The 23,014-nt window shown below is 36.7% G+C and carries 20 protein-coding genes and 4 pseudogenes; 18 read left to right on the top strand and 6 right to left on the bottom strand.

Annotated features, from left to right (window positions below; all coding sequences use genetic code 11):
• The first annotated feature begins 60 nt into the window (after positions 1 to 60).
• From trmL to yhbH, 5 genes are all read left to right on the top strand, one after another.
• On the top strand, positions 61 to 534 hold the full coding sequence (gene trmL / locus ACOI1C_RS19260) for a tRNA (uridine(34)/cytosine(34)/5-carboxymethylaminomethyluridine(34)-2'-O)-methyltransferase TrmL (protein ID WP_422512203.1): 474 nt from the start codon (positions 61 to 63) through the stop codon (positions 532 to 534).
• Between the two features lie 300 nt (positions 535 to 834).
• Positions 835 to 1,728: an SDR family oxidoreductase gene (locus ACOI1C_RS19255; RefSeq protein ID WP_422512202.1), complete on the top strand. Its 894-nt coding sequence runs from the start codon at positions 835 to 837 to the stop codon at positions 1,726 to 1,728.
• A 118-nt stretch (positions 1,729 to 1,846) separates the two neighbouring features.
• Positions 1,847 to 3,742, top strand: a complete 1,896-nt coding sequence (locus ACOI1C_RS19250) for a PrkA family serine protein kinase (protein WP_422512201.1) — start codon at positions 1,847 to 1,849, stop codon at positions 3,740 to 3,742.
• A gap of 458 nt (positions 3,743 to 4,200) precedes the next feature.
• A complete protein-coding gene (locus ACOI1C_RS19245; protein WP_422512200.1) occupies positions 4,201 to 4,371 on the top strand; it encodes a hypothetical protein in 171 nt (56 codons plus the stop codon).
• A gap of 326 nt (positions 4,372 to 4,697) precedes the next feature.
• Entirely contained in the window at positions 4,698 to 5,897 is a 1,200-nt protein-coding gene (gene yhbH, locus ACOI1C_RS19240; RefSeq protein ID WP_422512199.1) for a sporulation protein YhbH, read from the top strand.
• 132 nt (positions 5,898 to 6,029) lie between these two features.
• Here yhbH and ACOI1C_RS19235 read toward each other — a convergent pair whose 3' ends face one another.
• From ACOI1C_RS19235 to ACOI1C_RS19210, 6 genes and pseudogenes are all read right to left on the bottom strand, one after another.
• Complete coding sequence (locus tag ACOI1C_RS19235; protein WP_422512198.1) at positions 6,030 to 7,028, bottom strand: DoxX family membrane protein; 999 nt, start codon at positions 7,026 to 7,028, stop codon at positions 6,030 to 6,032.
• A 48-nt stretch (positions 7,029 to 7,076) separates the two neighbouring features.
• On the bottom strand, positions 7,077 to 7,481 hold the full coding sequence (locus ACOI1C_RS19230; RefSeq protein WP_422512197.1) for a GNAT family N-acetyltransferase: 405 nt from the start codon (positions 7,479 to 7,481) through the stop codon (positions 7,077 to 7,079).
• 140 nt (positions 7,482 to 7,621) lie between these two features.
• Positions 7,622 to 7,747, bottom strand: a pseudogene (locus tag ACOI1C_RS19225) (GCN5 family acetyltransferase); the annotation flags it as partial.
• On the bottom strand, positions 7,747 to 8,502 hold the full coding sequence (locus ACOI1C_RS19220; RefSeq protein ID WP_422512196.1) for an SDR family oxidoreductase: 756 nt from the start codon (positions 8,500 to 8,502) through the stop codon (positions 7,747 to 7,749). The pseudogene ACOI1C_RS19225 and the gene ACOI1C_RS19220, both read right to left, overlap by 1 nt.
• A 77-nt stretch (positions 8,503 to 8,579) precedes the next feature.
• Positions 8,580 to 10,052 carry a gluconokinase gene (locus ACOI1C_RS19215; RefSeq protein ID WP_422512195.1) on the bottom strand — a complete coding sequence of 491 codons (1,473 nt, stop codon included), beginning with the start codon at positions 10,050 to 10,052 and terminating at the stop codon, positions 8,580 to 8,582.
• Positions 10,053 to 10,073: 21 nt separating this feature from the next.
• Entirely contained in the window at positions 10,074 to 10,484 is a 411-nt protein-coding gene (locus ACOI1C_RS19210; protein WP_422512194.1) for a MurR/RpiR family transcriptional regulator, read from the bottom strand.
• Positions 10,485 to 10,500: 16 nt separating this feature from the next.
• On the opposite strand from ACOI1C_RS19210, the pseudogene gnd reads away from it, so the two are divergent.
• The 13 genes and pseudogenes from gnd to ACOI1C_RS19145 form a co-directional block, all read left to right on the top strand.
• A pseudogene (gene gnd, locus ACOI1C_RS19205) lies at positions 10,501 to 11,253 on the top strand (phosphogluconate dehydrogenase (NAD(+)-dependent, decarboxylating)); the annotation flags it as partial.
• Positions 11,254 to 11,284: 31 nt separating this feature from the next.
• Positions 11,285 to 12,337: a DctP family TRAP transporter solute-binding subunit gene (locus tag ACOI1C_RS19200; RefSeq protein WP_422512215.1), complete on the top strand. Its 1,053-nt coding sequence runs from the start codon at positions 11,285 to 11,287 to the stop codon at positions 12,335 to 12,337.
• Between the two features lie 119 nt (positions 12,338 to 12,456).
• On the top strand, positions 12,457 to 12,987 hold the full coding sequence (locus ACOI1C_RS19195; RefSeq protein ID WP_422512193.1) for a TRAP transporter small permease: 531 nt from the start codon (positions 12,457 to 12,459) through the stop codon (positions 12,985 to 12,987).
• Positions 12,988 to 13,004: 17 nt separating this feature from the next.
• The gene (locus tag ACOI1C_RS19190; RefSeq protein WP_422512192.1) at positions 13,005 to 14,285 is read left to right on the top strand and encodes a TRAP transporter large permease; all 1,281 of its coding nucleotides are present in this window, start codon (positions 13,005 to 13,007) and stop codon (positions 14,283 to 14,285) included.
• A gap of 36 nt (positions 14,286 to 14,321) precedes the next feature.
• A pseudogene (locus ACOI1C_RS19185) lies at positions 14,322 to 14,843 on the top strand (sugar kinase); the annotation flags it as partial.
• Between the two features lie 63 nt (positions 14,844 to 14,906).
• Positions 14,907 to 15,575, top strand: a complete 669-nt coding sequence (locus ACOI1C_RS19180) for a hypothetical protein (RefSeq protein WP_422512191.1) — start codon at positions 14,907 to 14,909, stop codon at positions 15,573 to 15,575.
• A gap of 13 nt (positions 15,576 to 15,588) precedes the next feature.
• Positions 15,589 to 16,485, top strand: a complete 897-nt coding sequence (locus tag ACOI1C_RS19175; protein WP_422512190.1) for an AEC family transporter — start codon at positions 15,589 to 15,591, stop codon at positions 16,483 to 16,485.
• A 45-nt stretch (positions 16,486 to 16,530) separates the two neighbouring features.
• Positions 16,531 to 16,788 (top strand): annotated as a pseudogene (locus ACOI1C_RS19170) (DUF444 family protein); the annotation flags it as partial.
• Between the two features lie 521 nt (positions 16,789 to 17,309).
• Positions 17,310 to 17,696 carry a hypothetical protein gene (locus ACOI1C_RS19165; protein ID WP_422512189.1) on the top strand — a complete coding sequence of 129 codons (387 nt, stop codon included), beginning with the start codon at positions 17,310 to 17,312 and terminating at the stop codon, positions 17,694 to 17,696.
• A gap of 159 nt (positions 17,697 to 17,855) precedes the next feature.
• Positions 17,856 to 19,442: a hypothetical protein gene (locus ACOI1C_RS19160; RefSeq protein ID WP_422512188.1), complete on the top strand. Its 1,587-nt coding sequence runs from the start codon at positions 17,856 to 17,858 to the stop codon at positions 19,440 to 19,442.
• Positions 19,443 to 19,518: 76 nt separating this feature from the next.
• Positions 19,519 to 20,367, top strand: coding sequence for an ATP-binding cassette domain-containing protein (locus ACOI1C_RS19155; RefSeq protein ID WP_422512187.1), 849 nt, complete (start codon positions 19,519 to 19,521; stop codon positions 20,365 to 20,367).
• Positions 20,346 to 21,011: a hypothetical protein gene (locus ACOI1C_RS19150; protein WP_422512186.1), complete on the top strand. Its 666-nt coding sequence runs from the start codon at positions 20,346 to 20,348 to the stop codon at positions 21,009 to 21,011. The genes ACOI1C_RS19155 and ACOI1C_RS19150 overlap by 22 nt, the downstream gene beginning before the upstream one ends.
• A 491-nt stretch (positions 21,012 to 21,502) precedes the next feature.
• Positions 21,503 to 23,014, top strand: a 1,512-nt coding sequence (locus tag ACOI1C_RS19145; protein ID WP_422512185.1) for an IS1634 family transposase, incomplete at its 3' end; no start/stop codon positions are given.

The raw sequence follows: 23,014 nt of genomic DNA, 5'->3' as shown, positions 1-23,014 counted from the left end.
AATATTTGCAGCAAATGTTATAATGACACGTAGTTAATGTTCAATGAGGTGAAAAAGAAAATGGCCATACATGTCGTCATGTACCAACCAGAGATTCCTGCCAACACGGGGAATATTGCTAGAAGCTGCGCTGCAACGGGTACAATCTTACATTTAATACGTCCACTTGGGTTTTCTACGGATGATAAAATGCTGAAGCGTGCTGGTTTAGATTATTGGGAGTTTGTAACTATATTTTATTATGATTCACTAAAGGAGTTAGTAGATAAGTACAAAGATGGAGAGTTTTATTATTTAACGAAATTTGGGACTCAAACGTTTACTTCTTTTGATTATAGTCATATCGAAAAGGATCATCTATTCGTTTTCGGTAAGGAAACAACAGGACTACCTAAAGAACTAATAGAGGCTAACAAAGACCGGTGTTTACGTATACCGATGAATGAAAATGTGCGTTCATTAAATCTATCCAATACAGCCGCTATTCTTATATATGAGGCTTTACGACAACAGAGTTATCCAGGATTATCATAGTAAAAACCGACCAATTTACTTGGTCGGTTTTTTTGTATAACTATTTCTTAATACCTGGTTTTGAATTATATCCAGCAGAAAATATAGCCGTTAAAAATGCAGCGCAAACGCCTAAAATCAAAGTAATACCCATATGAATTGCCCTCCTTTAGAGCCTAGTATTCCCAGAAACATATCTTTATTATAGCTGAATAATCAAGGTAAGTGAATGGTAACGGTGACAAATTAGAAACTTTTTTAGAACTATATGCGTTTTTGATTCATAGGCTAAACTAGGCAAACTTTGAGGAGGTACAACATATGTCTAAGCCTTATGGTTCTTTTCAAAAATGTGAGGAAATACCGATACAGTTTCCCGCACAGCATCAAGACATTCATCCTGGATTTCAATATGTGATGGAACCACAGCCTATAAGTGAAGTAGAGTCCTATAAACCGAGTGGTAAGTTGCAAGGTAAGGTTGCATTAATAACAGGTGCTGATAGTGGGATTGGTCGAGCGGTAGCCTTTGCCTATGCAAAAGAAGGTGCCGATATTATCTTCGTTTATTTGAATGAGGACCAGGACGCAGCATTTACAAAGCAACGTATTGATGAGTTAGGCAGAAACTGCCTGGTGATTAGAGGAGACCTTGGTCAAGAAGAGTTTTGCAAATCTGTGATTAATGAAGCTATACAATACTTTGGAAAAATAGACATCTTGGTGAATAATGCAGCCGAACAATTTGTATCGAAAAGTCTATTAGAAATCTCTACGGCACAGTTACATCGAACATTTCAATCGAATATATTCTCTATTTTTTATTTGACGAAAGCTGCATTGCCTCATATGCCTGAAGGAAGCTGTATTATCAATACGGCATCTGTTGTTGCTTATGAGGGAAATAAACAATTAATTGACTATTCTTCAACCAAAGGTGCCGTTGTTACTTTTACGAGATCTCTTGCTCTTTCATTAGTTGATAAAGGAATACGTGTTAACGGAGTAGCGCCAGGACCAATATGGACACCTCTTATACCTTCAAGCTTTTCAGCAGAAGATGTTATGACATTTGGATATGAGAAAACAGCGATGAAACGGGCAGGCCAACCATACGAGCTAGCACCAGCATTTGTTTACTTAGCTTCAAGTGATTCGAGCTATGTAACAGGAGAGATGATTCATGTAAATGGCGGCCAATTTATAAGTGGATAAGAAGAAGGATTCCTTAACAAGTAGTAGTTAATATCGAATTTTTAGAATGATAGTGGACGGCTCAGCATAGATTGTAATAATCTTTGGCTTTATGACGAATACGTTGAAGGGGGTCCTTATGGATATTTTAAGAAAGATTGAAGCGCATCGTGAGGAAGAAAACCGTCTAAAATGGGAAGGAACCTTCGCTGAATACTTAGAAGTTTTGAAAGAACGACCTTATGTGGCTCAGTCCGCTCATTCCAGAGTTTATAATATGATCAAGGATGCTGGAGTGGATGAGGTAGATGGCAAAAAGGTGTTTTCGTTCTTTAGTAAACAGATGTATGGATTAGAGGAATCACTTGAGCGTTTGGTGGAGGAATATTTACATCCTGCGGCTAAACGTTTAGATGTAAGAAAACGTATATTACTTCTAATGGGCCCTGTTAGTGGAGGAAAGTCAACGCTTGTCTCCATGTTGAAAAGAGGACTAGAGGCGTATACAAGAACCGATCAAGGTGCCTTGTATGCAATCAAAGGATGTCCCATGCATGAGGATGCCTTGCATCTAATACCTCAACATTTAAGAGAAGATTTTTATAAAGAATATAAGATCCGTATAGAAGGAAACTTGTCACCGTTAAATTTGATGAGATTAGAGCAAGAATATGGTGGCCGAATAGAGGATGTCGTCGTCGAAAGAATCTTCTTATCTGAAGATCGCCGAATTGGGATTGGAACCTTCAGTCCGTCGGATCCCAAATCGCAGGATATAGCCGATTTAACTGGAAGCATTGATTTTTCAACGATTGCTGAATATGGCTCTGAATCAGATCCACGTGCCTATCGTTTTGACGGGGAATTAAATAAGGCAAACCGCGGAATGATGGAATTTCAAGAGATGTTAAAATGTGATGAAAAGTTCTTATGGCATCTATTATCTCTTACGCAAGAAGGGAATTTTAAAGCGGGACGGTTTGCCTTAATTTCAGCCGATGAATTAATAGTCGCCCATACGAATGAAGCGGAATATCGTTCGTTTATTTCAAACAAGAAAAACGAAGCCCTTCACTCGCGGATTATTGTGATGCCTGTACCTTACAATTTAAAAGTTTCAGAAGAAGAGAGAATTTATGCAAAGATGATTAGAGAGAGTGATGTCTCAGATGTTCACATAGCCCCTCATACGTTTAGGGTAGCAGCTATGTTTACGATCCTTACTAGATTGAAAGAACCTAAAAAGGGTGACATCGATTTAGTAAAGAAGATGAGACTCTATAACGGTGAAGCGGTAGAAGGCTTTAATAAAATAGACTTAGAAGAAATGAAGAAGGAATTCGTGGATGAAGGAATGACAGGGATTGATCCTCGTTACGTGATCAATCGAATCTCATCAGCAATTATCCGTAAGGAAACGCCTTCTATCAATGCATTAGATGTATTACGATCCTTGAAGGATGGTTTAAGTCAGCACGCATCCATTTCGAGTGAAGACCGAGAAAGGTATATGAATTTTATATCAGTGGCCAGAAAAGAATATGACGATATTGCCAAGAAGGAAGTCCAAAAGGCATTTGTGTATTCCTATGAGGAATCAGCGAAAACACTGATGGATAACTATTTAGATAATGTTGAAGCCTATTGTAATAAAAACAAGATGAGGGACCTCCTAACTGGGGAAGAAATGAATCCTGATGATAAGCTGATGAGATCAATTGAAGAACAAATCGGCATCTCTGAGAACGCAAAGAAAGCATTTAGAGAAGAAATTTTGATCCGTATCTCTGCGTATGCAAGAAAGGGTCAACGATTTGATTACAATTCACACGAGCATTTACGTGAAGCCATTCAGAAGAAATTATTTGCCGACTTGAAGGATGTTGTTAAAATTACAACATCATCTAAAACTCCAGACGAAGTGCAGCTAAAGAAGATGAATGAGGTAGTGGTCCGTTTAATCGAAGAGCACGGATATAACCCTTCATCAGCTAATGAGCTATTACGCTATGTGGGAAGCCTTTTAAATAGATAATGGGAGTAGGAGTATGCTTATGGCATACTCCTATTTTTTATAATATCAGAATTTATATGGGCTAGTGCATCTGAATCCGGCTCAAGCGTCCTGCCCCTCGAAGTCAAATAACCTGAAATAAAGAAAAGGGAAAACCACCCTTCTAATTTTTTCAGAACATTTGCTATGCTTGAGGCAAAACGGGGCGCTTGCGCCTTTTGTTCAAAGATAAGAAAGTATAAGTTTTTTCAAAATGGGTTAGTGTCTAGCTCCAACGCCTAGCCCCTCGAGGTCAAATGACCTCAAGCCAAAAAGGCAAAGAGTGCCTTTATGGCTTGAGAACATTTGCTATGCCTGGTCTGAATAAGGCGCTTGCTCTTTTCTTAGTTATACCTAGATTTTGCACAAAGAAGCTTCTACTTTTAATATATGTTTTAAATAGAGGAGGGTAGGGTATGTACCTGTAAGAGGTGATTCCTATGAAAAACAAAAAAGTAAATCTAAGAGATAAGCCGGAAAACAGTTCAATGATTACTAATCAAAAAGAGTTGGATCAACATTCTAAGATTATGGAGCAGATGTCTACTATTCAGGAGATAGAGAAGCAAGGTTTGATTCCGGATCCACAGCAGTATGATAGTAAAGAGTAATCCCAACTGTTGTTGGGGCTGTTTTTTTCTAAGGAGTTTAATTGAAATGAGACAGATTTTATCACGATAAAATCATTCTATCCTTCATATAGCATCATATAATAATGTTAATATCTAGAAAAGATGCGAGAACTTGTCTTATTTTGATGTGAAAAGTACAATTTTCTAAATTATTTGTCAATTATTCGTTGCAACTGCATAGGATAGAGTAATAACCAACCTTTCATCATATGAAATAATGTCCCAAATAATACCGTCCGAGATAACATATGCAAGGAAAATGATGAGGGTGACAAATTCAACAAAAAAAGTTAGGAGGGGAAGCAATGCAACCAAGTCAACCAAGTCAACCAAGTGATAAGAATACCTTTGTGATTTCAAAAGAAGATTGGTCCCTCCATCGAAAAGGACACGACGACCAGCAGAGGCATAAGGAAAAAGTACAAGAGGCAATAAAAAATAACTTACCTGATCTAGTGACAGAAGAAAGTATTATCATGTCGAATGGTAAAGATGTAATAAAAATTCCGATTCGTTCCCTAGATGAGTACAAAATTCGATATAACTATGATAAAAATAAGCATGTAGGGCAAGGAAATGGCGAAAGCGAAATTGGAGATGTAGTGGCAAGAGATGGTTCTGGGCAGCAGCAGCCTAAACCAGGTGCAGGTAAAGGTCAGGGGGCAGGGGATCAAGCTGGTGAGGACTATTATGAAGCAGAAGTTTCACTCATGGAGCTTGAGCAGGCATTATTTAATGAGCTAGCACTGCCAAATTTAAAGAAAAAAGAGCGGGATGATACGATTATCCACCAAATCGAATTTAATGATATCCGAAAAACTGGACTTATGGGTAACATTGATAAAAAGAAGACAATGATGTCAGCCTTTAAACGAAATGCCCTTCGTGGTGATGCTGGATTCCATCCTATTTACCAAGAGGATCTAAAATTTAAAGCATGGAATGAAATAGTGAAACCAGATTCAAAGGCTGTTGTACTTGCGATGATGGACACAAGTGGCTCAATGGGGATCTGGGAGAAGTATATGGCTCGGAGCTTTTTCTTTTGGATGACTCGTTTCCTTCGAACAAAGTATGAATCTGTAGAAATTGAATTTATTGCGCACCATACAGAAGCAAAAGTAGTCCCAGAAGAAGATTTCTTTTCGAAAGGTGAAAGTGGAGGGACGATTTGTTCATCAGCCTACAAAAAATCATTAGAACTTATCGATTTAAAATACAATCCAACGCGTTATAACATTTATCCGTTTCATTTTTCAGATGGAGATAATTTAACCTCGGACAACGCACGCTGCGTCAAGCTAGTGGAAGAATTAATGAAAGTATCCAATATGTTTGGATACGGTGAAGTGAATCAGTACAACCGCCACTCGACCCTCATGTCCGCGTACAAAAACATCCATGATGCGAAGTTCCGACATTATATCCTCAAGCAAAAAGCCGATGTGTTCCATGCAATGAAGAGCTTCTTTAAGAAGGAAGAAGAGAATAAGATGTATGCGTGAAATCCCTGCTGATAGCAGGGTTTTTGCATTTTATGATTGAATAGTAGAAGATACTCTTGTATAACAAGAGTATGTTAAAACAAAACACTCTAAAATAAAAAAACAACCAGAAAAACAATCTGGTTGGCATTTTTAAGCAAATCGATAATAAATCAACAAGAAAGTAGCAAGTGTTAGGAGGAAATTTAAAAATACAAACACCATTTGATCGATCTTAGTTTTATGGATACTAATAGGAGGGTCATAAAAGGAAACTCCCTCTATGATAAAAATCAGTAGAATGATATGAATAATGAAGTGTCCAACCACCTCGGTGTATCCAAAAATCATCGTGGTTAGGATAAATAAACATGAGACGACTACAGCTAATAGTCGGTTCAGTATCCCAACTACTAATAGATATCCAACAATGAATTCTATAAATGCAGCTATGACAATAAAAATTTCATTTGGAAATCCAAATGTAGGAACCCCATGTTGCTGAATAATGTTAATTGTTAATTCTGGATACACCCATTTTTCTACGGCCACCCAACATAAAGAAAGTCCAGTTCCTAAATATAGGAATGGGAATCCCCAGTCTTCTAACGTTGTTTTTTGTATTAGTAAGACACCAATGATGGAGAGGTAAAAGCCGTAGTCGAGCATATGAAATATGCCCACCTCATTTGTTACATAAATAAAGAGTCCTAATAGAGATCCAGCACCTAATTTTGTTGAGATATGGTGTGGGATTACTAGTAAAATCATTGATAGGATAATCCAAATCATCTCAAATGTTGAAGTTACTTTAAACTCAGGAGCAAAAATAGACCCATTAGTTATCTGGAGTAGTAGGGCTAAGGCTGTGCCATATTTTAAAATGTACTTGGAGTATCGTCGATATTTACCTAGTTTTTGATCAATTTTTTTTGAGAGAACTGTTTCGGTAATCCTAGGAAGTAGTTGTGCTAATAAAGCCAGAATAATCGCAATGAATATACTTAGGATGATAAAAAATGGTGATAAAATATTCTCAATGGATTCCTTCACAGGTTGCTCATTGGTAAACCATTTTACATGTGCAAAAGTAAAAGTAGGGATAATTATTAAAACACAAGTCATCATGATTTTAAATAGGCGTATCGCCATTCCTATAACTTCCTTTCCGAGGTTTTATCTATATTCTCTTTAAATTTCTCAATTGTTTATTTTTTTCACTAAGAATTTCTCCATAATCATTACATCTACAAATTCCCCATCAAGGATACCCTGATTTTTATAAGTACCGACTACACGGTAACCCACTCTCTCATAGAGGCTTTGACCTAAGCGATTAAATGGAAAAGTAGATAGCACGATCTTGTAAAATCCGTGCTGAATTGCTAGGATCTCTAATTCTTTTAATAAAGATTTCCCTATATCTTTGCCTCTGAATTCTCTTTTTATGTATACGGATAAGTCAGCTACCCCATTGTAGGCCTTCCTAGGATTAAACTGATTTAAAGAACCCCATCCTAACAGGTTTCCGTTCAACTCTGCAACTAAAACTGGAAACCTTCCTCCATGATTTTGAAACCATTGATTGATATAGAGCCTGTTCAAAAAGGAGGACAAAAAGAGCAAAGAAGTTCAAGGAAGCGAAGTCTTGAGCACCGGAGCGTATGTTTTGTATACGTGAGGAGCGGAAAGACGAGCTGACGAAGAAATTCGAAGCTATTTTTGCCGGACTTTTTGAACATCCTCATATAGTCAATATCTTTTATCTCAGTTTCTAGGGTTGCGATCCGATCTTCAATTCCTTGGTTATATATTGAAAGGATGCTAAGTAGGTCATTCTCATTGGCGTGACGAATAAAAATACCAGTCATTATAACGATGCCTGCCAACCGCCATCCACATAAACGGTGTGTCCATTTACATAATTAGAGGCATCCGATGCAAGGTAAATAGCTGTTCCAATCAGTTCTTCTGGTTTTCCCCACTTTTGTAGTGGCACTTCACTTTTTACCCATTTATCAAATTCGGGGTCGTCAGCAAGCTGTTGTGTTAAATCTGTTAAAAAATATCCGGGTCCAATTGCGTTTGTTTGGATATTATATTTACCCCACTCAGTTGCCATTGATTTTGTTAACATTTTTAATCCACCTTTTGATGCACAGTAATTTCCTATACTAGGGCGGGCAGCTTCAGCATTTAGAGAGGTAATATTGATGATCTTACCCTTTAAACGAGGCTTCATATATTTAAAAACACTTTGAGAAACATAGAAAACAGAGTTTAAATTCACTTCTATAACTGTATTCCAATCCTCGACAGATAGCTCTTCAAGTGGAGCGCGTCTTTGAATTCCAGCATTGTTAATCAGGACTTCAATAGGTCCAACTACCTCTTCAATTTGTTTAATACCTTCTGCTACAGCCACCTTATCGCATACATCAAATGCAAAACCCGTAACATTATGGTTTAGTTGTTGAACGACTTGATTTACTTTTAATGGATATCTTCCATTAATAACAACCTTTGCCCCAGCTTCAGCTAGTCCTTGGGCAAAGCTAAGTCCTATTCCTCTTGTGGAACCAGTTATTAATATTACTTTATCCTTTACGCTAAAGAGATTTTTCATATAAATAACACTCCTAAAAAAAATTGTTTTATTTTGTTTCTCACTTTAGGAAAACAAATGTTTCATTAGCATCTTTTTTAAGTAAATAAATCGTCTGTTACTTTGGAAAGATTCTTATACATCTGAAACATTTCCTTATACACTTTATGATTTTCAATGTTCGGTGAATAGGATCCATTCATGGGTATGTGCTCTTTTATCGATGACAAATCACGTACCTCGCCAATTCCATATAAAGCCATCCATGCTGCTCCCCAGGCCGAGCTTTGATGACTGATAGGAACATGTACCTCTTGATTGAAAACGTCAGAGAGAATTTGGAGCCAAAGGGGAGAGCGTGCAAAACCACCACTCGCCAAAATTTTAGTTGGTTCACCAGCAAGTCGCTCTAATGCCTGTCCCACATGATAAATGCTAAAAATGACTCCTTCTAGTCCTGCACGAACAATATGGTCCTTACCGTGCCTTAGTGAGAGGCCAAATAGAGTTCCTCTTACTTTTGAGTTCCACATTGGAGCTCTCTCACCATTTAAATAAGGTAAGAACAATAAACCTTCTGCACCAGGAGCGACATTTTGGGCTTGGTTCAGTAGTGATTCATAGCTTTCATTACTACCGAGTATTTCTCTTAGCCAGCTTAAAACAATGCCTCCGTTATTCGTTGGACCACCTATCAAAGCAAGGGAATCAGTTAATGCATAGCAAAATGTTTGTTGAAGAATATCCGTTTTTGGTTCCGAAATTATTTGTCTGATTGCTCCGCTAGTCCCGATTGTAATCGCAACTTCACCTGGGTCGATGGCCCCTATACCTAAGTTCGCAAGTGGTCCATCACTGGCACCGATGACGAATGGGATATTTGTTGGAATCCCGATTTTTTGAGCAATTTCTTTATTCAAGCCATTAATAACTTCTGAAGGTGGGACTGGAGTAAAGAGTTGCTCCTCATGAATACCTGCAGCTTTAAGAGCATCCTGATTCCATTTTAGTGAGTGCAAGTCAAACAAGCCGGTTGCGGATGCAACAGCATAATCAACAACGGTACTTCCAAACCATCGATAGAGAATAAATTCTTTTATCGAAACAAACTTTGTCGCCATTGTATAAGGCTGATACTTATTTTCCCTCATCCATAGGAGTTTAACTAGCGGTGACATAGGATGGATTGGTGTTCCTGTGCGTTGATAAAGATGTGATCCATGCTCTTTTAGTTGAATTGCTTGTTTATTGGCTCGACCGTCAGCCCAAGTAATAGAAGGGGAGAGGGGGTCACCTTCATTGTTCATGCAAATAAGTGAATGCATGGCACTAGATAATCCAAATGCAAGGATCGTTGTAGGGTCTATATTTCTTGATTCAATTAGATGGCGAATAACGTTTATGGTTGCATTTTCTATTTCCAAAGGATCTTGTTCAGCCCAGCTAGGATGTGGGGTGTATAACGGATACTCTATTTCCTTTTCAACAAGTACATGTCCACTTTTATTAAAAGCAACTGCCTTAACACTAGTTGTCCCAATATCAAGTCCTATAACGATAGATTTATTCATGAACAACACCTTCTTACTTTATTAAATGCGTTTAATAGAAATTGCATTTCTCATTTTTTGTATGGAATTTTTAGTTTGATCTTTTAGTTTGACGCTTACATTAACATATAATGCGTCAATTATACTTAATTGGGCGAGACGAGAAGCTAATGCTTCAGATCTAAATTCTGTCTCTTGAGAGACTGTAAGTAACGGTATATCTACCTTTTTACTTAATGGTGTCTTAGCAAAATGAGTGATTCCAATTGTAGTGGTGCCGCAATCTTTAGCAACTTGTAGGGCTTCAAGAATATCTTTACTCGTACCAGAATGAGAGATCAAAACAACAACATCCTGACTAGTAAGTTGAGAGGCACTCATGATTTGCAAATGGGCATCAGTATAGCAGTTTGTTAGTAAACCACTTCTTAGGAACTTATGATGTGCATCCATTGCGATTGGTGCTTTTACCTTAGGAGATGTAATTCAGCAACTAGAGACCCCTCGGCTAATATGGTTAATGGTCCCTGCTGGCGATATTACTATAAGCGTTCTCTTAAATTTTGAATCGTTTTTAGATCCAGGGGATATTATAATTGATGGTGGAAATTCTAATTATAAGGATTCTATCCGTCATGGGAAACACCTTCTAGAAAAAGGGATTTATTTCTTCGATTGTGGGACAAGTGGTGGTGTAGAGGGTGCAAGACATGGTGCCTGTGCGATGATTGGTGGAGACCTAGAAGTCTTTAAAACAATCGAACCGCTTTTTAATGATATCACTGTTGAAAACGGTTACTTCTACTCTGGGAATTTGGGAAGTGGTCATTACCTAAAGATGATTCACAATGGGATTGAATACGGGATGATGCAGTCTATTGCGGAAGGATTCGATATTCTTGATAAAAGTGAATTTGACTACGACTATGAAGGAGTATCTAAGGTTTGGAATAACGGATCGGTTATTCGTTCCTGGTTAATGGAGTTATCAGAGAATACCTTTTCAAAGGATCCTAAGCTTGAAATGATTAGAGGCATAATGAATTCTTCTGGAGAAGGAAAATGGACAGTTGAAACTGCCCTAGATTTACAAGTAGCTGCTCCAGTAATAACGATGTCGTTATTAATGAGATATCGTTCATTAGAGGATGATACTTTCACTGGTAAAGTCGTTTCAGCGTTACGAAATGAGTTTGGTGGTCATGAGGTAGTAAAGAAATAAAATATAAAAATTAATTTAGGGGGATACAATGATGAAAAAGTTTTTAGGTATTTTTTTAGCAGTGTTTATGCTTCTTGCTCTTGCAGCTTGTGGTGGTAACAACAACGAAGTAAAAGAGGGAACAAGTGGTGATGGAGATAGCGCTGACACTGTCGAAGTAAAAACAATTCGCGCAGGTATTGGATTAAATGATCAGCATCCACAGTATTTAGGTCTTGTAAAGTTCAAAGAGATTGTTGAAGAAAAGACCGAGGGACAAATTATTGTTGAAACTTACCACAGTGGACAGCTTGGTGACGACCGTACTATGACGGAGGCACTGCAATTAGGCTCTCAAGAGGTTACGATCCCTTCTACAGCACCTCTAGCTAACTTTGTTCCTGAGTTCAGCGTATTTGACTTCCCGTTCTTATTCCCAAGTGAAGAAGTTGCGGACAAGGTATTAGATGGCGAAGTAGGACAAAAATTCTTAGCCATGTTAGATTCACAAAACTTAGTTGGTTTAACTTATTGGGAAAATGGATTCCGACAAGTATCAAACAGTAAGCAAGCCATTGCGTCTGCTGCAGATTTTAAAGGTTTAAAGCTTCGTACAATGGAAAATGACCTTCACTTAGAAGCGTTTCGTGCACTAGGAGCCAATCCAACTCCAATGGCATTCACGGAATTATTTACTGCTTTGCAGCAAGGAACTGTTGATGGACAAGAAAATCCATTTGCAACGATCTATTTATCAAAATTTTCTGAAGTACAAAAACACGTTTCTAATACAAATCATATTTACAGCCCGTTTGTATTCTTAATGAGTAAAGAGTTCTATGATGGGTTAACTGAAGAGCAACAAGTGATTGTAAAAGAGGCTGCAGTTGAAGCCGGTCTTTATGAGCGAAAATTGAATCGTGAAGCTAACGTTAAATATTTAACGGATTTACAAGCTGAAGGTGTAACATACACAGAAATCCAACCTGAACAGTATGCTGAAATGAAAGAGCTTGTACAACCAACAATTGATAAGTATGCTGAAAAAATCGGAAAAGACATTGTAGACGAAGTATACAGTGCGATTGAAGAAGCATCTAAGTAAAGGCTAATTTAAAAGACTTTGGGAGTGAGAATTTCTCAAAGTCTTTTTTTAGCTAAATTGTTGTTTTAATGATATAAAAGTGCGCTAGATTAAATTTATTTAGTAAAGAGGAGATCAAAATGAAAATTATTCGATGGCTTGATCGACATGTAGAAGAGGCATTATTAGTTCTCTTTTCTTCGGTTATGGTTTCCGTTATTTTTGTACAAGTAATAATGAGGCTATTAGATAGTTCATTATCATGGTCTGAGGAATTAGCCAGGTACTGTTTTATATGGATGGTATATATAGGGATTAGCTATGGTGTGAAGAAACAACGACATATAAAGGTAGATGTCGTTTTACTACTTCTAAAAGAAAAAGGGCAGAATATCTTAACAATTGTTTCAAATGTGCTCTTTATCATATTTGCCTTATTTGTCATTAGATATGGGTTTGATATTTCATTAAAACTTTTATCCTTTGGCCAAACGTCTCCTGCCTTACACATTCCTATGGGGATCGTCTATATGGCAACACCAATTGGAATTAGCTTGACGCTTATTCGACTTATCCAAAATCTCGTGAAAAATATTAGGGCTTTACTAGGTAAGGAAAAGTTTACAGATCAATCAGAAGAAAAAAGAGTTCAGGATAATGTCCTTGAATAATAGAGGAGGTTTATAACATGACTGCTGCCGTGTTATTTGGTAGTTTTGCCATATTATTATTTTTAACTGTTCCAATTGGAATTTCACTCGGATTAGCGACACTCATTACCATTTATTATTCAGGAAGTCTGCCGATAGAGTTCTTAATGAAGGAGTTAGTTACGTCTGTTGACTCGTTTCCTTTAATGGCGGTTCCATTCTTTATCCTAGCAGGAGAAATAATGGGTAAAGGCGGAATATCGGAAAGATTGTTTAAAGTAGCAAATGCTATTGTTGGAAATAAAACAGGTGGTTTTGCTATCGCAACGATCATTACATGTATGTTCTTTGCGGCGATATCTGGCTCAGGACCTGCAACTGTTGCGGCTATTGGAGGCATCATGATTCCTGCAATGGTTCGGAATGGATATGATAAGAAGTTCGCGACAGCTGTAGTTGCAGCTGCCGGTTCAATAGGGGTTATCATTCCACCAAGTATTCCAATGGTTATATATGGAGTTGTTGGTAGTACTTCAATTGGAGATTTATTTATTGCAGGTATTGTTCCAGGAACTTTAGTAGGGCTTTCTATGATGATTTGGGCATACTACTATTCGAGGAAAATGGGCTATAAGGGATCAAATGAGCCTACTACTTTAGCTAACATTTGGAAAAACGTCTGGGAAGCGAAATGGGCCCTACTGATTCCAATCATTATTCTAGGCGGTATATATGGAGGGTTCTTTACTCCGACTGAGGCTGCTGTAATTGCAGTGGTATATGGACTATTTGCGAGTTTAGTTTTATATCGTGAAATTGGCATAAAAGATCTCCCTAAAATATTGGTTGACTCGTCTTTAACTACGGCTACTGTATTGATTATAGTCGGAACGGCTACGGCGTTTGGGCGATTCTTAACAATTGAACAGATTCCAACAAAGGTTGCGCAAGGAATGCTGTCCATTTCAAGCGAACCTCTAATATTAATCTTGCTTATCACTTTATTACTTCTAATTGTTGGAACGTTCATGGATACGTTAGCTGCCATAATTATTTTAACTCCAATTCTATTGCCGATTGCAATTCAAATTGGATACGATCCGATACATTTTGGAATTCTAATGGTTGTAAACCTAGCGATCGGGTTTATTACACCACCTCTCGGAGTAAATTTATTTGTTGCATCAGGTATATCGGGTCTGTCAATTGAAGCTATATCACGTGCAGTCATACCGTTCTTCTTTGCAATGCTAATCACACTATTGTTTCTCACGTTTATTCCACAACTCTCGCTATTCTTAGTAGGGTTAGGGCAATAATCACCAAAAGAATAGAGAGAAGGGTGTTTGTTTAACATGAATAAATTAGACGTGTTTACTTTTGGCGAAACGATGGACCTGTTCCAACCAGGAACAAATGCTACCACTTGAATATGTCCACCAATTACCTAAACAAATTGGTGGAGCCGAATCGGACGTTGCAATAGGGTTAACAAGACTAGGTCATTCTGTAGGTTGGTTCAGCAAGCTTGTAAACGATCTTTTTGGTCGTTACATTCAAAAATAGGTACGCGTGGAAGGTGTCGATACATCTTCCTGTTTTTTTACAGATAAAGCACCAACTGGTATCTTTTTTAAAGAAAAGCGCTCTCCAGAAGATATTAATGTTTACTATTATCGAAAGGATTCTGCTGCTAGTCTGATTGAACCAAGTGATTTAAACGAACCTTACATAGCGCAAGCGAAGATTCTTCATATAACGGGAATTACTCCTGCTTTAAGTGATACATGTTATAAGGCGGTATTAGAAGCTTAGAAGCCATTAACATTGCTAAACGAAATAGCATGACAATTGTATTTGATCCAAACCTCCGTCTTATCGAAAAAATACAACGAGCTAGAAGCGGTAGAAATTAGTCTAATACAATGGGGGTTACATAAATGAAAATCACAAAAATAGAAACATTCATTGTTCCGCCACGTTGGTTGTTTTTAAAGATTGTGACAGACGAAGGAATTGAAGGGTGGGGGGAACCTGTTATAGAAGGTCGTGCCTCAACCGTAAAGGCGGCAGTGGAGGAACTCAGCGATTACTTAATTGGTAGTGATCCACTCCGTATTGAAGATCATTGGCAAACAATGTACCGTTCTGGTTTTTACCGTGGCGGTCCAACTTTAATGAGCGATATTGCAGGCATTGACCAAGCATTATGGGATATAAAAGGAAAATTTTATGATGCTCCCGTCTATGAATTAATGGGAGGAGTCTGTCGTGATTCTGTCCGTGTTTACTCATGGATTGGTGGCGACAGACCGAGTGATGTTGGGAAGGCTGCTCGAGACGCTGTGGAGGATGGTTTTACAGCTGTCAAGATGAATGGAACAGAAGAACTTAAATATGTAGACTCATACAAAAAAAATCAAGGCAGTGATTTGTTAGATTATTTAAATGACCCAAAGGTATTCGAATATAAAAATGGGTATGTAGATATGTTACATAAACCAGGTCTCGGTATCTCAATAAATGAAGAGTTTGTAAGGGAACAAGCAAAGATTGGACACAATTGGAAAAACCAGGTATGGCGTCATCAAGATGGTACCATTGATTGAGTGGTAAAAAGATATGACAATTTTTATTGGAGTAGTTTTGCCAGTTTTACATATTTTCCTAACAGGATATGTTATTCAAAAGTGGAAAAGGCTTGATATTAAGCCAATTTCAACTGTTGCCATTTATATTTTAACACCGATGCTCGTTTTTCAAACCTTTTATCGTGCCGAACTAAATAAACAGTATGCCATTATGGTCTTGTTTTCTGTTTTGCTGTTAGCTGCTTTAATCATAATTAATAAGCTTTATTGTAAAATCCGAGGTTATAGCCAATCAGTAGAAGGTGGACTTATTCTGTCTACTGCATTCATGAATGCTGGTAATTATGGTGCTCCAATTGTTCTATTTGCCTATGGTGAGGTTGGATTTGCTTATGCTGTATCCTTTCTAGTTTTACAAGCAATAATCATGAATTTCTTTGGAATTTATTATGCTGCAAGGGGAAAAGCGGGTGCAAAGTTTGCTATAAAAGCTGTCTTTGAAATGCCGGCGACATATGCAGTCATCCTAGCACTTTTGTTGAATCTCGGTGAGGTGAAAGTTGCCTATAATATTTTATCCGTCATTGATTTACTTGCAGCCGCTACCATTCCACTCGTGATGGTGATATTAGGAATGCAGCTTGCTGAAATAAAATTATTTAATATGCAGTGGGATAAAATTTCATTTGGAGTGGTCGTAAGATTACTTCTATCTCCACTAATTGCTTTAGGAATACTATGGTTCATTCCCATGGATCCAATTCTTCAAAAGGTACTTATTCTTTCAGCTGCAATGCCATCTGCTGCCACAACAGTTATGTATGCAGTTCAGTATGAGACAGAACCTAATCTTGTATCAAGTATTACGTTAATTACAACATTAATAAGTATTGTTTCAATCACAGTACTACTTATCTTATTAGGCTAACGAATAAGGAGTCTATCTAGTGCCCGTAAAGTTACTAGACTAAAGTTTCATTTTTCAGATGGAGATAATTTAACCTCTGACAACGCACGCTGCGTCAAGCTAGTGGAAGAATTAATGAAAGTATCCAATATGTTTGGATACGGTGAAGTGAATCAATACAATCGCCACTCGACCCTAATGTCCGCGTACAAAAACATCCATGATGAAAAGTTCCGACACTATATCCTCAAGCAAAAAGCCGATGTGTTCCATGCAATGAAGAGCTTCTTTAAGAAGGAAGAAGAGAATAAGATGTATGCGTAGATCCCTGTGTGATGCGGGGATTTTCTTTTTGATATAATAATAAATTAGTGGTAGAGCTTTCTCGCAATGGGCATTGAGCGTTTTTGGTGTATTGGGTTTTTGACCTACGACTTCTTAGAGTACCAACATTACGAATGGCAAAAAGAAATACCGCTAACGATTGGAGATGCTGTCCGAAGGATACGGAGAGATTATCTCAGTAAAATTGCAGTATACACTTACGAACAGGCTTTACCTAAAAAATTGCTTGTGAGGAGCTGAAGAAACTAAAACTTACGGCTTAATTTACTTTTAAGCTGCCCTAGCTACAAGTCTGCCCTTCTCTATAGATCTGGCTGAAGTGCATGAGTCAAGTTTATAAAATAAATTCTCATTTTTTAAAATATTTACAAAAATTTTACTTAATTCGACATATTTTTCCTTGTGGTTATAAGCAGATAAATATACTCTTAAAACTAGGTAGAATATAATCTACCAATTAAAAACAAGATTTAAACTAACCTAAGCGGGGAGATGAGATTATGAAAAGAGCCAAAAAGGGTTTGGGAGTTGTATTTCTAACATTCATATTACTGGTTGTGCTTTCAAGCAATACATCTGCTGCAACAACCTATGTTAGCCTTTATGAAAATGAAAAAAACAAGTATAGTAATGCTGTAGGGTTAACTAAAAATGCAACATGGTCAACACAGAACTATTCTCATTCTGATCATGATGTTTATTCAAATAGACACTATTCAGAACCTGGTAAGGGTTGGGCTCAAAGACAATCAACCTTGGTTTTAAAAGGGCAAACCTTAACAGGAACTAATAATTTTACTGTATCCTCGAATTGGAGAATAGAGTTAAATCCTTGGGGATGGGATTATACTGGAAGTAGAGCAGATGGTTGGATTAGAGATAACTAGATTTTAGTAGGAAGGAGTGCATTGACACTCCTTCCTTAAAAATATTGGTGGTGCTAAAGTATGAAATTATTGATGCTATCTGGTAGGTTATTCATTAAAAATATTTTTATTTTCTGGTCTTACATAGTCTTGTTATTATTCGTCTGTGGATATCTAATAATGGAGTTATCAAATTTAAATATTCATGGTGACCCATTATATTTTTTGGTAAAGTCTCAAAGCTTAAGTTTGACATTTTTTATCTTTTTTATGTTTGTTTCCTATGAATACTTCAGCAAATTAAAGAGTGTAAATTTAGAAGAAGTAATTGGTAGTTATTATATTGGTAAAGCGAAAGCCTACCTATATCAATTTCTCTTTTTCTTACTACCAATTTTTCTTGTATTTCTTAGTGTGACTCTCTTTGATATATACGTCTACTTTAAAGAACAAGTTAACTTTGACATATATTTTCTTCATATCGTGAAGAATAATTTGTTAAACATATTATTGGTTTCCTTAATAGCCACCCTAATCGGTTTTACCATTGCATTAGTACTCAGGAGGTTTCCCGCTTTTACATTGATGGCATTAATTATCTTTTTTGTTAGTCCATTAGTAGAATTTATTTTATTTCCATTACGCTATATAAATATTAATTCTTACCCTTTTACAGACTTTTTTGCCATTACACCTCCAAACCTCAACTGGCAAGAGGATAATTTATATGGCATATCAATAGAATCATATCGATGGAATATTGCTTTATTTTGGCTTTTCTTATTATTCATGTTCCTTATAAACTCTATTATCTCAAAGAGAAATTATGTGGCAAGGTTACTTTCTTTATGCGCATTAAGTATTACAATCTTGAACTTAATACTTTTCCTCAACCCAGGAAGTACTGTAATAAAGGATTATAGACCTGATGGTTTAGTTTCACATGATATTAAATATTATTCTGAGGCTGAACAAAAGGAAGAGCCAGCAATGTTCAGTATAGAATCATATAAATTGAAAGTAGATATTAAAAAAGCTCTTTCAGCAACTGCTGAAATTAAATTAAGAACAGATAAAATATTAGATTCATACAAATTTACTTTGTATAGAGGCTATGAAGTATCTAAAGTTTATAATGATTTAGATGAAGAATTAGATTTTATTCAAAAGGGTGATTATCTAGAAATCCTGAATCCCAATAAAAAAAATGTTGTCGATTTGGTTATTGTATACCAAGGATTTAGTCCTATATTCTATAGCAATCATCAAGGGGTATTTCTTCCGGCCTATTTCCCCTATTATCCTAAGGGTGGATATAATAAAGTTTATGATATTAATACTCATGGTTTTATAACAAATAAAACGAATAGTCTTGCTGATTTTGAAGTGACAGTTAATTCTAATGTTCCTGTGTTCTCAAATTTTGACGAATTTGAAAAAAACATATTTAGAGGGAAGTCAGAAGGAGTAACTTTAATTGGAGGATTTGTCCAAGAAAGAGATATTTCCAGTTTTAAAGTTTATGATTTTTTACTTGACCCCTCAGACATCTCTTGGTTGCCTGAATTAGAAAAAGATTTTAGAGAATATATTGACAAGTATAATAAACAAGATGGCTCAAAAGAGGGAATAAAGCTTATTGCTACACCACCAATAAACATCCATAGTGAGAGTGAAAAGTTTGTCAAATACTCAGATCATATTATTCTAGAAGATTTTTATTCACCATCTTGGATATTGGAAAGAATGAGAATGAATGAACAGTAGGAATAATATTAACAGCATTATCTAGATTCAGTGGATGACAATATTTTGTCAAGTGCAGGTTAAGGAGTGATAGGTCTTGCTAGAAATAAATAATCTGACTAAAACGATTAAGAAGAAAAAGGTGTTAAATTCTATAAATTATTCTTTCACCCCAGGAGTTTATGGGATACTGGGTCCCAACGGAGCCGGTAAGACAACATTTATGAGATGCTTAACCAATCTGTACAAGTATAAGCAGGGTGAGATAACCTACTCGGAGAAGAATATTATTGATAATAAGAGTTATATTGGTTCGTTAGGATATTTGTCTCAAAAATTTGATTTATTTAAGGAATTGAATGTTAGAGAAGTCATGGAATATTTTGCTGCCATTAAAAACATTGAAAAAGATAAACGGGCAGATATGATAGAGGAAAGCGTAGGACGTGTAAACTTATCAGACCGTATTAATGATAAGGTGAAGAGTCTTTCTGGAGGGATGATCAGGAGGCTTGGTATTGCACAGGCAATGCTAAACAACCCCAATGTTCTAATTTTCGATGAGCCAACAGCTGGATTAGACCCTGAGGAGCGAATGAGGTTTAAGAGTCTAATTACCTCGAATTCTAAAGAGAGAGTTACTATAATATCAACTCATATTGTAGAAGACGTGGAAGCCATTTGTGATAAGATTATTATTATGAAAGAAGGTAAGATTATTACTAGTGGTGATGGAAATAAGATTAGAAATATTGCAATGAATAAGGTATATGAGATTTTACCTGAAGAGCAATCAACAATTCAAGGAGAGTATTATTTAGAAAAACAGATAGAAAAAGAAAATAATCAATATCTAAGGATATTAACAGAACAGCCACAAAAAAATAGGCAAGCTGTCACTTCAACAATTGAGGACGGTTATTTATGGGCGTTAAAGTGGTTATAAAAACACACTTGGTGATGACTTATCTTTCTCTAAGAAATTTAAAGATCTACTATTTTATTCCTATTTTTTTTATGTACCTTGTTATACCTGCACTATTTTTTTCTGAAATAGCCATTACAGGTGTTGGTGACATTCTTCATTTAAGAGTTGTAGAAACTACACAAAAAATACTCCCACTTTTTTCTGTCTGGTGGATTATCTTTATTCTACGGGAGTATATTGAGGGAGAAGGTAATGAAGTTCTTTATGTTTATGAAGATTTAAAGAGAACGAAACTATTAGATATATTAATAGTGTTCATCATCTATTCTTTAAAGATAACGCCGTTATTTATCCTCTTTTCTTTTTTTCTTGATGATATGATTTTTGAGTTGCTTCGAGTCATGATACAATGCTTCTTTTATTCAAGCTTAGCTTATTGTTTGATATATCTAACTAAGTCTAGTGCAATTACATTTATGTTCATAATGGTGTATAATTTTTTAGTTACATATTTAAATAGTTCCTTCGTTTCAAAAGTTTCTATTTTTAGTAATGTTAGTATGTCTATTGACCTATTTCATGAAAAATATATTTATGTCTTTTTGCTAGGGCTAGTAATTTTGTTAATAGGTATGATAATGAACAAATACTTTTATAGATAGTAAAAACAATACATCTCGTTGTACGAGCAGTTCTGGGATAATAAGTTTTCCATGGTTAAGAATTTAGTGGAGAATGAGGCCAGATTAATTTTGAAATGAGATTTGTGTCGGATGAAAAAGAGTTGGAAATTTAGTTAGTACAGGGGTTCAGTGTCCTAGAAACGCACATCAAGATCACGGAGAAGTTTACAACTCTGATATTGGGTGTTTATTTGGTGCAACTAGAGAGACGGTAAAATGAAATGCCTTCAATAATAAAAATAAGAAGAATGACATGATTAATGAAATGACCAACCACCTCGGTATATCCAAAAATCATCGTTGTTAAGAAATAAGAATGTGACAACGACGGCAAGAAGTCGGTTTAACCCAACTTTCATCAGTTTTCGATAAAAACACATCAAAAACTGATTTTTTATGTATCGAAACGTTGATTTATCAACGTTTCCCTTCCAAGATGCTCAATGTAGTGACCTAATACTTACTTGTAGATGATTTCAGTTGATTATCCGGTTTCGATAAGTTATAATTCAATTATGTATATAAGAGAAACGACTACTAAAAATAGAGATACACAAAAAGAATATGTGAAACATGTGTTGGTTGAATCCTATCGAACAGAAAAAGGACCAAGGCAACGGGTTGTGATGCAATTAGGAACGCTCACCCTTCCAAAATCTGAGTGGAAAAAATTAGCTTCCGCCTTGGAAGGCCGCATAGCTGGTCAAATTACGCTGTTTGAAGATGAACATGAAATTGCTGAAGCTACTGAAAAGGCGATGACTCATTTTTCTTTTACCCAGAAAAAGACGCAGGCAAAAGAAGAACGTCAAGAAAAGGGAAACTTTGTATCTGTTGACTTAGATTCAATCGCTACGGCAGAGACGCGTTCTCTTGGTCCTGAATTAGTGGGTCATACGATGTGGGAGCGTTTAGAGTTAAATGAGCTATTAGCTGCTTGCGGTTTTAACCCTACCCAACAAGCGCTTGCTGAAGCAATCGTTGTCGGCCGTTTGGTTGCCCCTTCCAGTGACCTGGCATCATGGCGTTGGTTACGGGAGCGTACCGCATTAGTTGAGTTACTTCCTGTTAATCTTTCAGAGATAGGGAAAAATGCGATATACGAAATAGCGGATCAATTGCTGGCGAACAAAAAGGAACTGGAAAGTGGGCTTCGCGCCAAGGAAATGACCTTGTTTCCACGCGAAAGTCAGGTCTATTTGTATGACTTGACCAATACCTATTTCGAAGGCGGTGCGCAAAATAACGAGCTGGCAAAACGAGGAAAATCGAAAGAAAAGCGATCTGACTGCCCACTAGTTACGCTAGCCCTCGTTGTCGATGATGCTGGATTTCCAATCTTCAGCCAAATCTATGGAGGAAATCAATCTGAACCGGAAACACTGAAAGATATACTGACCTGTCTACAAACTGATGTACCGCTTGAATTATGGGATAAGCGACCGATGATTGTTATGGATCGTGGCATCGCTACAAAAGATAATCTGGCACTTATAAAGGAATTAGATTATCCGTACATCGTAGTTGAGCGAAGAGCTGTGGAAAAGGATTACATCGATGAATTTAAGGATGCAAAGGAATCGTTTGAAAGAATTTCTCCTGCAAAAGCAGGGAAACAGAGCAGTTCAACAGAAGAAACAGTATCCGAATCAGTATTTGTAAAAAAGCTTCCAATTGAAAAAGGAAGTCGTGTTCTCTGTCTTAGTGAAGGCCGCGAGAAAAAAGAGGACGCAATGGATGCCCTAAAAGAAACCCGATTTCTATACGACCTAAACAAACTGAAAACCTCCGTTGAAAAAGGTAATATCCAGTTAGTTGTAAAGGTGGGCGAACGTGTTGGAAGAATTAGCGAACGGTATCCAACGATTGCTCGTTACTATGAAATTCAGTTGGAATTAGATGAAAAAGAAGAAAAAGTAAAAGACATGACTTTTGAAAAAAAGGCTACACGCAAAGATCGTTCGATCTTAACGGGCTGTTAT

The sequence above is a fragment of the Bacillus sp. DJP31 genome (genome assembly GCF_049310945.1).
Lineage (GTDB): Bacteria > Bacillota > Bacilli > Bacillales > SA4 > Bacillus_BS.
The sequence above is the reverse complement of the archived record's forward strand: the minus strand, read 5'-3'. Positions and strand labels throughout refer to the sequence as shown.

Bases quoted from the DNA above. Each gene is read 5' to 3' on its own strand.
- trmL (WP_422512203.1), top strand. From the start codon at position 61: ATGGCCATACATGTCGTCATGTACCAACCAGAGATTCCTGCCAACACG.
- ACOI1C_RS19255 (WP_422512202.1), top strand. From the start codon at position 835: ATGTCTAAGCCTTATGGTTCTTTTCAAAAATGTGAGGAAATACCGATA.
- ACOI1C_RS19250 (WP_422512201.1), top strand. From the start codon at position 1,847: ATGGATATTTTAAGAAAGATTGAAGCGCATCGTGAGGAAGAAAACCGT.
- ACOI1C_RS19245 (WP_422512200.1), top strand. From the start codon at position 4,201: ATGAAAAACAAAAAAGTAAATCTAAGAGATAAGCCGGAAAACAGTTCA.
- yhbH (WP_422512199.1), top strand. From the start codon at position 4,698: ATGCAACCAAGTCAACCAAGTCAACCAAGTGATAAGAATACCTTTGTG.
- ACOI1C_RS19235 (WP_422512198.1), bottom strand. From the start codon at position 7,028: ATGGCGATACGCCTATTTAAAATCATGATGACTTGTGTTTTAATAATT.
- ACOI1C_RS19220 (WP_422512196.1), bottom strand. From the start codon at position 8,502: ATGAAAAATCTCTTTAGCGTAAAGGATAAAGTAATATTAATAACTGGT.
- ACOI1C_RS19215 (WP_422512195.1), bottom strand. From the start codon at position 10,052: ATGAATAAATCTATCGTTATAGGACTTGATATTGGGACAACTAGTGTT.
- ACOI1C_RS19210 (WP_422512194.1), bottom strand. From the start codon at position 10,484: ATGGATGCACATCATAAGTTCCTAAGAAGTGGTTTACTAACAAACTGC.
- ACOI1C_RS19200 (WP_422512215.1), top strand. From the start codon at position 11,285: ATGAAAAAGTTTTTAGGTATTTTTTTAGCAGTGTTTATGCTTCTTGCT.
- ACOI1C_RS19195 (WP_422512193.1), top strand. From the start codon at position 12,457: ATGAAAATTATTCGATGGCTTGATCGACATGTAGAAGAGGCATTATTA.
- ACOI1C_RS19190 (WP_422512192.1), top strand. From the start codon at position 13,005: ATGACTGCTGCCGTGTTATTTGGTAGTTTTGCCATATTATTATTTTTA.
- ACOI1C_RS19180 (WP_422512191.1), top strand. From the start codon at position 14,907: ATGAAAATCACAAAAATAGAAACATTCATTGTTCCGCCACGTTGGTTG.
- ACOI1C_RS19175 (WP_422512190.1), top strand. From the start codon at position 15,589: ATGACAATTTTTATTGGAGTAGTTTTGCCAGTTTTACATATTTTCCTA.
- ACOI1C_RS19165 (WP_422512189.1), top strand. From the start codon at position 17,310: ATGAAAAGAGCCAAAAAGGGTTTGGGAGTTGTATTTCTAACATTCATA.
- ACOI1C_RS19160 (WP_422512188.1), top strand. From the start codon at position 17,856: ATGGAGTTATCAAATTTAAATATTCATGGTGACCCATTATATTTTTTG.
- ACOI1C_RS19150 (WP_422512186.1), top strand. From the start codon at position 20,346: ATGGGCGTTAAAGTGGTTATAAAAACACACTTGGTGATGACTTATCTT.